Origin of the sequence: Azospirillum ramasamyi (assembly GCF_003233655.1) — a bacterium.
GTDB lineage: Bacteria > Pseudomonadota > Alphaproteobacteria > Azospirillales > Azospirillaceae > Azospirillum > Azospirillum ramasamyi.
Genome location: NZ_CP029830.1, coordinates 685,833 through 698,825 on the forward strand (window position 1 = coordinate 685,833; position 12,993 = coordinate 698,825).

11 protein-coding genes are annotated in these 12,993 nt (G+C 67.3%); 9 read left to right on the forward strand and 2 right to left on the reverse strand.

The window, feature by feature from the left end:
• Window positions 1-2 precede the first annotated feature (2 nt).
• The 3 genes from DM194_RS15535 (at window position 3) to DM194_RS15545 (ending at window position 3,057) form a co-directional block, all read left to right on the forward strand.
• Window positions 3-842: a response regulator transcription factor gene (locus DM194_RS15535; RefSeq protein ID WP_111068453.1), complete on the forward strand. Its 840-nt coding sequence runs from the start codon at window positions 3-5 to the stop codon at window positions 840-842.
• Between the two features lie 58 nt (window positions 843-900).
• Complete coding sequence (locus DM194_RS15540) at window positions 901-2,430, forward strand: sensor histidine kinase (protein WP_246024346.1); 1,530 nt, start codon at window positions 901-903, stop codon at window positions 2,428-2,430.
• 132 nt (window positions 2,431-2,562) lie between these two features.
• On the forward strand, window positions 2,563-3,057 hold the full coding sequence (locus tag DM194_RS15545) for a winged helix-turn-helix transcriptional regulator (RefSeq protein ID WP_111068455.1): 495 nt from the start codon (window positions 2,563-2,565) through the stop codon (window positions 3,055-3,057).
• Window positions 3,058-3,133: 76 nt separating this feature from the next.
• Here the strand turns inward: DM194_RS15545 and DM194_RS15550 are convergent, their stop codons facing one another.
• Together DM194_RS15550 and DM194_RS15555 are read right to left on the reverse strand one after the other, a co-directional pair.
• The gene (locus tag DM194_RS15550; protein WP_111068456.1) at window positions 3,134-3,697 is read right to left on the reverse strand and encodes a TetR/AcrR family transcriptional regulator; all 564 of its coding nucleotides are present in this window, start codon (window positions 3,695-3,697) and stop codon (window positions 3,134-3,136) included.
• Window positions 3,698-3,774: 77 nt separating this feature from the next.
• Window positions 3,775-5,520: an AMP-binding protein gene (locus DM194_RS15555; protein WP_246024347.1), complete on the reverse strand. Its 1,746-nt coding sequence runs from the start codon at window positions 5,518-5,520 to the stop codon at window positions 3,775-3,777.
• A gap of 199 nt (window positions 5,521-5,719) precedes the next feature.
• On the opposite strand from DM194_RS15555, the gene DM194_RS15560 reads away from it, so the two are divergent.
• From DM194_RS15560 to DM194_RS15585, 6 genes are all read left to right on the forward strand, one after another.
• On the forward strand, window positions 5,720-6,604 hold the full coding sequence (locus DM194_RS15560) for an ABC transporter ATP-binding protein (RefSeq protein ID WP_246024348.1): 885 nt from the start codon (window positions 5,720-5,722) through the stop codon (window positions 6,602-6,604).
• A complete protein-coding gene (locus tag DM194_RS15565) occupies window positions 6,604-8,544 on the forward strand; it encodes a long-chain fatty acid--CoA ligase (RefSeq protein ID WP_111068458.1) in 1,941 nt (646 codons plus the stop codon). Before DM194_RS15560 ends, DM194_RS15565 begins: the two co-directional genes overlap by 1 nt.
• 189 nt (window positions 8,545-8,733) lie before the next feature.
• Window positions 8,734-9,621 carry a branched-chain amino acid ABC transporter permease gene (locus DM194_RS15570; RefSeq protein WP_111068459.1) on the forward strand — a complete coding sequence of 296 codons (888 nt, stop codon included), beginning with the start codon at window positions 8,734-8,736 and terminating at the stop codon, window positions 9,619-9,621.
• Between the two features lie 7 nt (window positions 9,622-9,628).
• Window positions 9,629-10,702 (forward strand): branched-chain amino acid ABC transporter permease, encoded by a 1,074-nt coding sequence (locus tag DM194_RS15575; protein ID WP_111068460.1) that lies wholly within the window; start codon window positions 9,629-9,631, stop codon window positions 10,700-10,702.
• A gap of 52 nt (window positions 10,703-10,754) precedes the next feature.
• Window positions 10,755-12,035 carry an ABC transporter substrate-binding protein gene (locus DM194_RS15580; protein WP_111068461.1) on the forward strand — a complete coding sequence of 427 codons (1,281 nt, stop codon included), beginning with the start codon at window positions 10,755-10,757 and terminating at the stop codon, window positions 12,033-12,035.
• Between the two features lie 125 nt (window positions 12,036-12,160).
• Window positions 12,161-12,973 carry an ABC transporter ATP-binding protein gene (locus DM194_RS15585; RefSeq protein WP_111068703.1) on the forward strand — a complete coding sequence of 271 codons (813 nt, stop codon included), beginning with the start codon at window positions 12,161-12,163 and terminating at the stop codon, window positions 12,971-12,973.
• Window positions 12,974-12,993: the final 20 nt, after the last annotated feature.

Sequence of the window (12,993 nt, forward strand, 5' to 3'; positions counted from 1 at the left end):
CAATGACCGAACCGACCATTGCCCGCATCGCTCTGGTGGACGACGACGATCTGTTCCGTGAGTCGCTCAGCCTCAACCTCGGCGACGAGGGTTACGAGGTCATCACCTTCGACCGCGGCGAGCCGGCGCTCGACTTCTTCGCCGGCGGCGGGTCGGTCGACATCGTCCTGCTGGACTGGCGCATGCCCAAGCTGGACGGCATCGACGTCCTGCGCCAGATGCGCGCCCGCGGCATCGCCACCCCGGTCATCTTCCTGACCGTCCTGTCCGACCAGATTTATGAAGAGGCGGCGCTGGCCGGCGGCGCGCTGGACTTCGTCGAGAAGTCGCGCAGCCTGTCGATCCTGCTGAAGCGCATGCGCCTGATCCTGGACGGCACCAAGGGCGACACCGCCAAGGCGGAGGAGGAGACCGGCGGCAGCGCCACCATGCACCGCCTGGGCGAGCTGGAGCTGCGCCTGGACAACAGCCGCGCCTTCTGGAAGGGCAAGCGCATCGACCTGACGCTGACCGAGTTCAACATCGTCAAGCTGATGTCGACCCGCCCGGAAGAGGACGTGTCCTACCGCGAGATCTACGACCTCGTCCACGGCAAGGGCTTCGTCGCCGGCTACGGCCCGTCGGGCTACCGCGCCAACGTCCGCGCCTTCATCAAGCGCATCCGCCAGAAGTTCCGTTCGGTCGACGCCAACTTCGCCTGCATCGAGAACTATCCGGGCTTCGGCTATCGCTGGGGCAAGGGTGAGAACCCGGCCCAGGGCGGCGACGAGGACGGCCTGGACACCGGGTCGCGCAATGGTATGAGCGAGGACATGCTGATCAATGGCGCTGCTGCCGAGTGACCTCGCGATGCGGGCGCCCAGACAAGCGTCCGCCCGCCTGCTTTGGCTGTGGCGTTCGATGGCGAGCCGCCTGGTGCTGCTCACCGTCGTCTTCGTCGCCGTGCCGGTCCTGCTCTACGACCAGTTCCAGCGCGCCGACGAAGCCTCGCAGCAACTCCTGCTGAAAAGCGCCCAGCGCCAGGGTGAACTGATCGCCCGGGCGCTGGAGCCGGAGCTTCTGGGCGTCGACCGCACGGCTCTCCCCAGTCTCAGCAACGCGCTGGCGCGCTATGGCGACGACCGCACGCGGCTGAAGCTGCTGGTGCGGCCGCGCGTGGCGGCCACCGGAAGCGCGGCGCTCAAGTCCGGCCCGGAACCCTTCTTCTATGTCGCGGCGGCGCCCAGCCTGTCGACCGCCGACATCGATGCCGAACGGCGCCTGCTGCTCGAACAGGGCGTGCTGGACCGGCTGGGATCGAGCTGCGCCGGCAACTCCACGCTGGCGATGCGCGTTCCCCATGCCGAAGGCGGGGAGGAGGTGCTGTCCTCCATCACCCCGATCAAGACGAGCTTCGGCTGCTGGGCGCTGGTGACCAGCCATGCGACCGAGGCCTACATCTCCTCCTCCATCGGCCGTCCCTATTGGAGCACGCCGGCGGTCCAGGCCGCCGCGGCGATCTATCTGGCGATGGCGGCCCTGGTGCTGGCCGTGCTCGCCGGCATCTGGCGCAACCTGAACCGCTTCGGCGATCTCGCCCGCCGCATCGTCGGCGGCGAGGACGTGCCCGACCAGGAAGGCCGCAACGCCTCCTTCGCCGCGCGCAACACCGTGCCGGAGCTGGCCGGGGTGGCGGAGGATTTCGACCGGCTCGTTTCCACGCTGCGCGACAGCGCCCAGTCGCTGCGCCGTGCGGCGGAGGACAACGCCCACGCCTTCAAGACGCCGATCGCCGTCATCCGCCAGTCGGTGGAGCCGCTGCGCCGCGCCTTGCCGGCGGAGAACGCCCGCAGCCAGCGCGCGCTGATCATGATCGAGAAGTCGCTGGACAAGCTGGACGGCATCGTCTCCTTCGCCCGCCGCATGGACGAGGCGGCGGCCGATCTGCTGGCCCCCGCGCGCCGCCGCGTCGACCTGTCGGCTCTGGTCGAGCGGATGGCCGGCGGCTACACCGGCCTGCTGGCCGAACAGAGCCTGCACATGCGCTCGCGCATCGATGCCGGGCTGATCGTGCGGGCCAGCGAGGAGACGCTGGAGACCATCGTCGAAAATCTGGTGGAGAACGCCGTCAGCTTCTCGCCGCCCGATTCCACCGTCAGCGTCCGCCTGACCCGCAACGGCCGCTGGGCCGAGCTGGTGGTGGACGACGAGGGACCGGGCGTCGATCCGGCCAACCTGGATCGCATCTTCGAGCGCTACTTCTCCCACCGCGAGCCCGGCCGCGGCATGCCGGAGGACGAGGCCGCCGCCCATCAGGCCGGGGCCGCGCATTTCGGCATCGGCCTGTGGATCGTCCGCCGCAACATCGAAGCCTTCGGCGGCCGCGTCAGCGCCGAAAACCGCCCGACCGGCGGGCTGCGCATGATGGTGATGCTGCCGCTGGCCGGCTGACCGGCCGCGTCACCGCTAAACGGGCTTCGGAGTGGCGTGGCCTGCGCCGTTCCTGTTATGGTCGGTTCCGGGGCGGCTCCGTTCTTTGCCCGAAGATCGGGGCGGCCTGCCGAACAGCATTCCGAGCCGCCGATGGACCGCAGCCTCGATCCCACCGACATCAAGATCCTGCGTGAACTGCAGGAGGATGGACGCCTCAGCAATGTCGAGTTGGCCCGCCGCATCAACCTGAGCCCGGCCGCCTGCCTGGAGCGGGTGAAGCGGCTGCAGGCGGACGGCATCATCCAGCGCTATGTCGCGCTGCTCGACCCGCATCGGCTGGAAGCGGGGATGCTGGTCTTCGTGGAGGTGGTGCTGGACCGCACCACGCCCGACAATTTCGACGACTTCAAAGCCACCGTGCTGCGCATGCCGCAGATCATGGAATGCCACATGGTCGCCGGCGGATTCGACTATCTGGTCAAGGCGCGGGTGCGCGACATGAACGAATACCGCCTGTTCCTGGGTGAACTGCTGTCCACCGCGCGCGGCGTGCGGGAAACCCATACCTATGCGGTGATGGAAGAGGTCAAGAGCGTCACCGCCATCCCGCTGGACGGGTTGCACGGCAGCCCCCTGCGCGGCTGAACGCTGGAGCCTGCCGCTCTTTGCGGCCGGTCCATACGCCCAGAGGCGCCTCTGGTGGCGCCTCCGATGGCGCCAATCAGGCCTGCGCTTCCGGCACCAGCACGTCGGCGCAGATCGCCCGGACCACCTCGGCGCGGTCGGCCGCTGCGCCGGGGGCGAGCAGCCCCTGGCCGAAGGCGAAGGCATAGAACAGATAGGCGCGGGCGAAGGCCTGATCGGGCGGCAGGCCCAAGGCCGCGAACAGGCCGGCGACGCTGTGAAGGCGCTCGCGGTCGACCTCGGCGATCACGCTTTCCGCCTCGGGATCGCGCCGGGCCCAGTCCCGCACCGCCAACTCTATAGCCATGCCGCGCGGCTTGCTGCCGCCATACAGCGCCAGCAGGTCGCGCAGCTGCTGCGCCGGCTCGCGCCCGTCCAGCCGGGTCTGTTCGGTGATGGCGGCGATGCGCCCCAGCTTCCAACTGTCGAGCAGGGCGTTCATCAAATCGGTGCGGTCGCGGAAATGCCAGTAGAAGCTGCCCTTGGTGACCTTCAGGGCCTTCGCCAGCACCTCCACCCGGACCTTGTCGACGCCGCCTTCGGCCAGCGCCGCGAAGGCGGCGGCAAGCCAGGATTCGCGGTTCTTCGTCTTGGATTCCATACCCGTCCTTCGCGCTCTCCCGGCGCCCGCCGCCGCATTTCCGAAGGCGATCTATACCCGACAACCGGTGCCGCTGCCTATTCGCCCTGCTGCATCTGGATCGCGTCCGACGCCCGGCCGCGGTAATGGATGTTGCCGTCGCCGTCCAGGAAGGCGCGGTCGCCGGTCAGGTAATAGCGCCGCCCGTGGCGGAAGCGCAGGGCCGTCCGCTCCGGGTTGTTGGCATAGGATTCGAACCAGAACAGCGGCGAATGGTCGACGTCGATGGCGATCTCGCCGGCGCCGCCCACCGGCGCCTCGCGGCCGTCGGGGTCGAGGATGACGACGCGGAAGCCCGGCATCGGCCGGCCGAGCGAAGCGCTGGGCGGCTGGGCGGCCTCGCCGCCGTCGGGCCCTTCGGAGTCGTAACGGCCGATCCCGTCGGGATCGTACCGGTTGACGATGAAGATGCCGGTCTCGCGCTGGCCATACTGGTCGAGCAGCGGCACCTTCACCGTCCGGTTGGCCCAGGCGATCAGGTCGGGCGGCAGCGGCTCGCCCACCACCGACAGGATGCGCAGCGCAAACTGGTGCGACACGCCGGGATCGGCGCCGTGCCAGGCGCGGATCTGCGACGGGGCGGCCGTCAGGTTGGTGACGCCGAACTTGGTCAGCATGCGGTAGCCCTGCCGCACGTCGTAGGGGCCGTCGCAGAAGATCGTCGTCCGTCCCAGCAGCAGCGGCCCGACCAGCCCGTAATAGGCGCCATAGGCCCAGCCGGGATCGGCCATGTTCCAGTAGATGTCGTCGTCGCGCAGATCCAGGCCGATGCGCATGTACTGCTCGATGCCCGACAGCGCCTTGACCGGCAGCGAGACGCCGAGCGGCGTCGGCTCGGATTCGGATGTGTAGATCAGGGCGAAGGCGTCGCCTTCCCGATAGCGCGCCACATCGGCCAGCGGCGCGGCCTCGTGCAGCGACGACCAGAAGGGCACGGCGTCGGGGCCGAAGGCCTCGTCGCCTTCCACCGTCACCACCGGCCGGCTGTTGTCGCGCGGCACCTTGCGGCGCAGGAAGCCGTTGGTGACGATGGCCCGCGCATCGCTGTCGGCCAGCCGGTAGGCCACGGACGAGGCGGTATAGGTGGTGAACAGCGGCATGTAGACGCCGCCCAGCCGCCAGATCGCCAATGCCGTGATCAGCAGTTCCGGCCCCTTGGGCAGCAGCACCGCCACCCGGTCGCCCTGTCCCACCCCCATGCCGGCCAGCACGGTGGCGAAGCGCGCCGAATCATGGGCGAGGCGGGCGAAGCTGAGTTCCGTCGTCTGTCCCGCGACGCTTTCATGCAGCAGCGCCGCCCGCGCGCCGTCGGCGGCGCGGACATGACGGTCGCACAACAGCGCGGCCAGCGCGATGGACTCGCCGCGATACTCAGGCCGCAGGAAGGCCGACGGCCTCACCATCAGGGCCGGCGGCGCCCCGGCCGCCGCCTCTTGCGGCTGGGGCAGGGCAGGGGAGGGGGACGCGGCGGGGGATGCGGCGGGCGGGGCCGGGCGGTGCCGCAGCGCCGCCAGATCGCCCAGCGCCACGAGATCCGGCCCCAGGTGATAACGCTTGCTGCGCCCGTCCTGCTCCACCAGCCCCTCGCGCGCCAGCGCCATCAGCAGCCGGTGGGCGGTCGCCTTCGACAGCCCGACCCCGGCCATCAGGTCGGCCAGACGCGCGCCGCCGGTGCCCGCGTCGGCGACCGCGCGCAGCAGGGCGATGGCGCGTTCCAGGCTTTGGGTTCCGCCCGCCGCGCCCGGAGCGGCAGGAGGTGTGGCGATATTGGCGTGACTGCTCATGGGGTCCATAATATGGACCTAGCGGCGGCTTGTCGCGCCAAAAAACATGCGCTGGCGGAATGTCAGTGTTGAAAACAGATTGGAACTCGGTATATAGTGCGGAAGTTGCCTATGAAACGGTCCACAATATGGACCTCGCCGGTCGCCAAGAGCCGGGTCGTGACCCCGAGAAGCGGTACCAACAGCAACGGAGGAGGAAATGTCAGGCGCGCCCGTCGCACCACACCCCGGCCCTGCCCAAAATTCGCCCACCACCCAGGCGGAGACCATCTTCGAGGCTCGGGGCGTCAATCTGCGCTTCGGGGGCGTCCATGCGCTGACCGACGTCAGTTTCGGCATCCGTAAGGGCGAGTTGTTCTCGATCATCGGCCCGAACGGGGCCGGCAAGACCTCGATGGTCAACTGCATCTCCGGCCGCTACCGGCCGACGGACGGCAAGGTCTATTTCAAGGGCCGCGACGTGACGGGGATGACCCCGAACCATCGCGCCTCGCTCGGCATCGGGCGCACTTTCCAGAATCTGGCGCTGTTCGGGCACATGACGGTGCTCGACAACATCATGGTCGGCCGCCATCACCTGCTGAGGAACAACTTCCTGACCGGGTCGCTCTATTGGCTGACCGGGGCGCGGAAGGAGGAGCTGGCCCACCGCCGCGAGGTGGAGGAGATCATCGACTTCCTCGAAATCCAGCATGTGCGCAAGGCCACCGCCGGCACCCTGTCCTACGGCCTGCGCAAGCGGGTGGAACTGGCCCGCGCCATGGCGCTGAAGCCGGACCTGATCCTGCTGGACGAGCCGATGGCCGGCATGAACCTGGAAGAGAAGGAGGACATGGCCCGCTACATCGTCGACCTCAACGAGGAGTTCGGCATGACCGTGGTCATGATCGAGCACGACATGGGCGTGGTCATGGACATCTCGCACCGGGTGATGGTTCTCGAATTCGGCAAGAAGATCGCCGAAGGCAGCCCGGAGGAGGTCCTGGCCGATCCCCGCGTCCGCCGCGCCTATCTGGGCGAGGACGACGAGGAAGAGGCGGCGGCTCCCGCCGCGGCCGTGCCGCCGCGCAAGGAGGTCGCGTGATGTCGAAACTCGATCTGCCCGATCTGGCCGTCTACGACACCCTGCCGAAGCTGGCGGCGTTGCATGCCCGCGACCATGGCGGCGACATCGCCATGCGCGAGAAGGATCTCGGCATCTGGCGGACCTTCACCTGGGCCGACGTGCATGCCCGCATCCGCGCCTTCGCTCTCGGGATGACCAAGCTCGGCGTCGTGCCGGGCGAGGTGGTCGGCCTGCTCGGCGACAACCGTCCCGACTGGGTGATGGGCGAGATCGCGACCCATGCCCTGCGCGGCTACAGCCTGGGAATCTACCGCGACGCGCTGGACGAGGAGGTCGCCTACCTCATCACCTATGCCGACGTGAAGGTGGTGTTCGCCGAGGACGAGGAGCAGGTCGACAAGCTGCTGAACCTCGCCGACCGGCTGCCGACGCTGCAGCACATCATCTATTCCGACCCGCGCGGCATGCGCAAATACCACGACCCCCGCCTGATGCCGGTCACCGATCTGGTCCGCATGGGCGAGGAGCTGCTGGCGCAGCAGCCGGACCTCTACGACCGCATGGTGGCCGAGACGAAGGGCGAGGACGTCGCCATCCTCTGCACCACGTCGGGCACCACCTCGCATCCGAAGATGGCGATGCTGCCGGCCGGGCGCCTGATCCGCCATGTCGCCAGCTACCTGTCCGCCGATCCCAAGGGGCCGGAGGACGAGTATGTCTCCGTCCTGCCGCTGTCCTGGATCATGGAGCAGGTCTATGCCGTCGGCATGGGCATGGTGTCGCGGATGCGCGTGAACTTCGTCGAGGAAGCCGAGACGATGATGCACGACTTCCGCGAGATCGGACCGACCTTCGTCCTGTTCGCGCCCCGCCTGTGGGAGGCCATCGCCGCCGACGTGCGCGCCCGGATGATGGACGCCTCGCCCTTCAAGCAGAAGATGTACGAACTCGGCATGAAGCTGGGGCTGGAGGCGCTGGCCAAGGGACAGCGGTCGGCGATGGCCGACGCGATCCTGTTCAAGGCGCTGCGCGACCGGCTGGGCTTCACCAACCTGAAATCGGCGGCGACCGGCGGCGCGGCGCTCGGCCCCGACACCTTCAAGTTCTTCCAGGCGCTGGGCGTGCCGCTGCGCCAGATCTACGGCCAGACCGAGACGATGGGCGCCTACACCGTCCATCGCGGCACCGACGTCGATTTCGACACGGTGGGCGTGCCGTTCGACGACGGCATCGAGGTGAAGGTGATCGACCCCGACCACAACGGCGTCGGCGAGATCGTCACCCGCCACCCCAACATGTTCGCCGGCTATTACCGGAACGAGAAGGCGACCGTCGCCGACATGCGCGACGGCTGGATGCACACCGGCGATGCCGGCTTCTTCGACAAGAAGGGGCATCTGGTCATCATCGACCGCATCAAGGACATCGCCACCACCGCGAAGGGCGACCGCTTCAGCCCGCAATACATCGAGAACAAGCTGAAGTTCAGCCCCTATGTGGCCGAGGCGGTGATCCTGGGCGACAAGCGCGAATACCTGTCGGCCATCGTCTGCATCCGCTTCTCCATCGTTTCGAAATGGGCGGAAAAGAACCGCATCGCCTTCACCACATATTCCGACCTGTCGTCCAAGCAAGAGGTCTACGACCTGCTGCGGGCGGAGGTGGAGCGGGTGAACCAGACGCTTCCCGAGTATCAGCGCATTTCCAAGTTCCTGCTGCTCTACAAGGAGCTGGACGCCGACGACGGCGAGCTGACCCGCACCCGCAAGGTGCGCCGCGGCGTCGTCGCCGAGAAATACGGTACCATCATCGACAGCATCTATGCCGGCCAGCCGAAGATCGACGTGGACACCACGATCGCCTTCCAGGACGGCACCAAGCAGCGCATCCGCACCACGCTGACCGTCATCGACCTGGTCCCCGCCGCCACGGCGCCGCGGCAGCCGGTTGCGGCGTGAGGAGCGCGCGATGCACACCGCCAATCACCCCCTCTCCCACCCCGGGAGAGGGAAGGGGCCCATGCGAAGCATGGGAAGGGTGAGGGCGCCGGCAGGAATTGCGCGCCCTGATCCTTGGATAACCCCTCAACCGGCCGCTTCGCGGTCCCCCTCTCCCGGGGCGGGAGAGGGACAGACAGAGGCCACGCCATGACCCTTCTGTTTCAGCTTCTCGTCAACGGCCTGATCGTCGGCGCGCTGTATGGCGTGGTCGCCATGTCCTTCGTGCTGATCTACAAGGCCAGCCGCATCGTCAACTTCGCGCAGGGCGAATTCCTGCTGATCGGCGCCTGGACCTGCTGGTGGCTGCTGACCAGCTGGCAGCTGCCCTTCTGGATCGGCTTCCCGATCACGCTTGTCTTCATGCTGGCCTTCGGCGTCATCCTGCAGATCGTCGTGCTGAGGCCGATGATCGGCGAGCCGATCATCTCCGTCATCATGGTGACGATCGGCCTCTCCATCGTCTTCCAGGCGGCGATGAAGTGGATGTTCGGCGTCTTCGCCAAGCCCTTCCCGCCGATCTTCGCCAGCCCCACCGTCAACCTGTTCGGGCTGGAGGTGCAGACCGTCTACGTGATGTCGCTGGTCATCTCGATCCTGATCATGGCGGGCTTCGGCTGGTTCTTCAAATATTCGCGGACCGGCCTCGCCATGCGGGCCACCGCCTTCGACCAGCAGGTGGCGCAGTCGCTCGGCATCTCGGTCCGCCACATGTTCGCGATGAGCTGGGCGATCTCGGCCATGGTGTCGGCGGTGGCCGGCGTGACGGTGGGCGTGGTCAACGGCGTGTCGTCGGCGCTGTCCTTCTTCGGCATCAAGGTGTTCCCGGCGGTGATCCTGGGCGGTCTCGACAGCGTCATCGGCGCGGTGGTCGGCGGCCTGATCGTCGGCGTGCTGGAGAACATGGCGCACTACCTGGACAGCCAGTGGCTGAACTGGGGCAACATGTACGAGATCGCGCCCTTCTACGTCCTGATCGCCATCCTGATGATCAAGCCATACGGCCTGTTCGGCACCAAAGACATCGAGCGCGTGTGAGGCCCCCATGGCGAACGTCAGCATCATTCCGAGTGGTGATTTCAAGACGTCCTACGGGACCGACACCACCATCTTCCCGACCAAGACCAGCCGCAACTTCGCGATCCTGGGCGTGCTCCTCCTGCTGGCCTGTCCGGCCTTCATGGACCGCTACTGGCTCAGCCTGCTGATCCAGATCGGCTATCTCGGCATCGCCGCGCTCGGCCTGAACATCCTGGTCGGCTTTACCGGCCAGATCTCCATCGGCCATTCCGCCTTCTTCGGCTTCGGCGCCTTCGCCTCGGCCTGGCTCAACAACAGCCTCGGCGTCCCGGTGGCGCTGGCCATCCCGCTGGCGGGTCTCGTCACCACCATGGTCGGGCTGCTGTTCGGCATGCCGGCGGCGCGGCTGAAGGGCCTGTACCTCGCCATCGCCACGCTGGCGGCGCAATACATCCTGCAGGACTTCTTCGCCCGCGCCGACTGGTTCACCGGCGGCACCGCCGGCACCATCGCCGAGCCGCTGACCCTGTTCGGCTTCGCCTTCGACACCGACGAGAGCTATTTCTACGTCGTGCTGGTGGCGATGGTGGTGATGTTCATCCTGGCCACCAACCTGATGCGGACCCGCGACGGCCGCGCCCTGGTGGCGGTGCGCGACCACTACCTGTCCGCCGAGATCATGGGCATCAACCTGACGAAGTACCGGACGATGTCCTTCGGCATCTCCGCCTTCTACGCCGGCATCGGCGGCGCCCTCTACGCCCATTACCTGCAGTTCGTGTCGGTGGAGGGCTTCACCATCCTCTTCTCGATCCAGTTCCTGGGCATGATCATCATCGGCGGGCTGGGTTCGATCATGGGCACGCTGATGGGCACCGCCTTCATGGTCTTCCTGCCGGAGGCAATGCAGGCGCTCACCAAGATGGTCAGCGGCACCGCCATCGATACCGCGCTGAACCTGAAGGACAACATCGCCTTCCTGCGCGAGATGTCGATCGGCCTCGTCATCATCCTCTTCCTGGTGTTCGAGCCCGACGGGCTGGCCCACCGATGGAAACAGATCAAGGCCTACTGGAAGCTCTATCCCTTCTCGCACTGATCCAGACGCTTTGCCGGTCAACAAACAGAACAGAATGGGGAGTCAACGCACCATGTCGATCAAGACCGCGCTCTTCGCCACTTCGGCCCTGCTGCTGGCGACCACCGCCGCCGCTTATGCCGACATCCCGGTCGGCCATCTGGCGGACCAGTCCGGCGCCACCTCCGACGTCGGCGTGCCCTATGCGCAGGGCGTCGCGGACGCGCTCGCCTACATCAACGCCAATGGCGGCATCAACGGCACCAAGCTGGCGGTCGACAGCGTCGACTACGGCTATCAGGCGCCGCGCGCCATCAGCCAGTACAAGAAGTGGTCGTCGGGCAGCAACAAGATCGCCGCCCTCCAGGGTTGGGGCACCGCCGACACCGAGGCGCTGACCGGCTTCGTCGGCAAGGACGAGATCCCGGCCTTTTCCGGCTCCTACTCCGGCCACCTGACCGATCCGACCGGCAAGGGCCCGCACGGCTCCAAGCCGGCGCCCTACAACTTCTTCTACGGCCCGTCCTATTCCGACGCGCTGCGCGGCATGCTGATGTGGGCGGCCGAGGACTGGAAGGCGCAGGGCGGCCAGGGCAAGCCGAAATACGTCCACATGGGCGCCAACCACCCCTATCCCAACGCGCCGAAGGATGCCGGCGAGCAGCTGGCCAAGGAGCTGGGCTTCGACGTCCTGCCGGCCGTGCAGTTCGCCCTGACCCCCGGCGACTACACCGCCCAGTGCCTGACGCTGAAGCAGTCCGGCGTCAACTACGCCTATCTCGGCAACACCGCCGGCTCCAACATCTCGGTGCTGAAGGCCTGCCAGACGGTCGGCGCCAAGGTGCAGTTCATGGGCAATGTCTGGGGCATGGACGAGAACGCCGCCAAGGCCGCCGGTTCCGCCGCCGACGGCGTGGTGTTCCCGGTGCGCACCGCCGCGACCTGGAACGCCGAGGTTCCGGGCATGAAGACGCTGAAGGACATCTCGAAGCTGTCCGACGCGGCCGGCACCGCCTATCGTCCGGTTCACTACATGGCCGGCGTCTGCACCGCCTTCTACATGAAGGAGGCGATGGATTGGGCGGCGGCGAACGGCGGCGTCACCGGCCCGAACATCCGCAAGGCGATGTACCAGAAGAAGGATTGGGTTCCGGCCGGGCTGGAGGGCGTGTGCGTTCCCTCGACCTGGACCGACGCCGACCACCGCGGCATGACGACGGTCAACATCTACCGCGCCAAGGTCGGCGGCGACACCGGCGGCAGCGTGGACGATCTGGTCAAGGCCGGCACGATCAAGCTGGAGAAGCTGACCACCGTCGACGTCCCGCGCAAGCCGGAATGGCTGGGCTGGTAAGTCCCTGAGTGCCCGGCGCCTCCGCCCTTCTCCGGCGGGGGCGCCCCCCTTCTTCCGAACAGTCCAGGTGCCGCATGCTGAACACCGCCACGGCCGCTTCGACCAACGCTCCCGCCCAAGCCGGAATGCCGCCCGTCACGGCTGCGAAGCGGATGATGCTGTCCGTCAACAACATCGAGGTCGTCTACAACGACGTGATCCTCGTGCTCCGCGGCCTCAGCCTGGAGGTGCCGGAAGGCGAGATCGTCGCCCTGCTGGGCGCCAACGGCGCCGGCAAGTCGACGACCCTGAAGGCGATCTCCGGCCTGCTGAAGACCGAGGACGGCGAGGTCACCCGCGGCGACATCACCTTCGCCGGCGAGCGCATCAACGGCATCGACCCCGACCAGATCGTCCGCAAGGGCATCTTCCAGGTGATGGAGGGGCGGCGTATCATCGCCGACATGACCTGCCTGGAGAATTTGCGGCTCGGCGCCTACACCCGCCGCGACGGCGGGGTGAAGGACGACCTGGACATGGTCTTCAGCTATTTCCCCCGCCTGAAGGAGCGCACCGGCCTTGCCGGCTACCTCTCCGGCGGCGAGCAGCAGATGCTGGCGATCGGCCGCGCGATGATGGCCCGGCCGAAGCTGATCCTGATGGACGAGCCCAGCATGGGCCTGTCGCCCCTGATGGTGAAGGAGGTGTTCAGCATCGTCCAGCAGATCAACAAGGATCTTGGCGTCACCATCCTTCTGGTGGAGCAGAACGCCCGCATGGCGCTGCAGGCCGCGACCCGCGGCTACATCATGGAGAACGGCAAGGTCGTGCTGGACGGCACCGCCGAAGAGCTGCGCAACAACGAGGACGTGAAGGAATTCTACCTCGGCGGCGGCAACGAAGAGCGCAAGAGCTTCAAGAATCTCAAGAGCTTCAAGCGGCGCAAGCGCTGGATTTGACGGGGGTGGCGAGGCGTCGG

Coding starts and splice junctions, on each gene's coding strand:
- DM194_RS15580 (WP_111068461.1), top strand. CDS start 10,755: ATGTCGATCAAGACCGCGCTCTTCGCCACTTCGGCCCTGCTGCTGGCG.
- DM194_RS15585 (WP_111068703.1), top strand. CDS start 12,161: ATGCCGCCCGTCACGGCTGCGAAGCGGATGATGCTGTCCGTCAACAAC.
- DM194_RS15565 (WP_111068458.1), top strand. CDS start 6,604: ATGTCGAAACTCGATCTGCCCGATCTGGCCGTCTACGACACCCTGCCG.
- DM194_RS15540 (WP_246024346.1), top strand. CDS start 901: ATGGCGAGCCGCCTGGTGCTGCTCACCGTCGTCTTCGTCGCCGTGCCG.
- DM194_RS15570 (WP_111068459.1), top strand. CDS start 8,734: ATGACCCTTCTGTTTCAGCTTCTCGTCAACGGCCTGATCGTCGGCGCG.
- DM194_RS15560 (WP_246024348.1), top strand. CDS start 5,720: ATGTCAGGCGCGCCCGTCGCACCACACCCCGGCCCTGCCCAAAATTCG.
- DM194_RS15575 (WP_111068460.1), top strand. CDS start 9,629: ATGGCGAACGTCAGCATCATTCCGAGTGGTGATTTCAAGACGTCCTAC.
- DM194_RS15545 (WP_111068455.1), top strand. CDS start 2,563: ATGGACCGCAGCCTCGATCCCACCGACATCAAGATCCTGCGTGAACTG.
- DM194_RS15535 (WP_111068453.1), top strand. CDS start 3: ATGACCGAACCGACCATTGCCCGCATCGCTCTGGTGGACGACGACGAT.
- DM194_RS15550 (WP_111068456.1), bottom strand. CDS start 3,697: ATGGAATCCAAGACGAAGAACCGCGAATCCTGGCTTGCCGCCGCCTTC.
- DM194_RS15555 (WP_246024347.1), bottom strand. CDS start 5,520: ATGAGCAGTCACGCCAATATCGCCACACCTCCTGCCGCTCCGGGCGCG.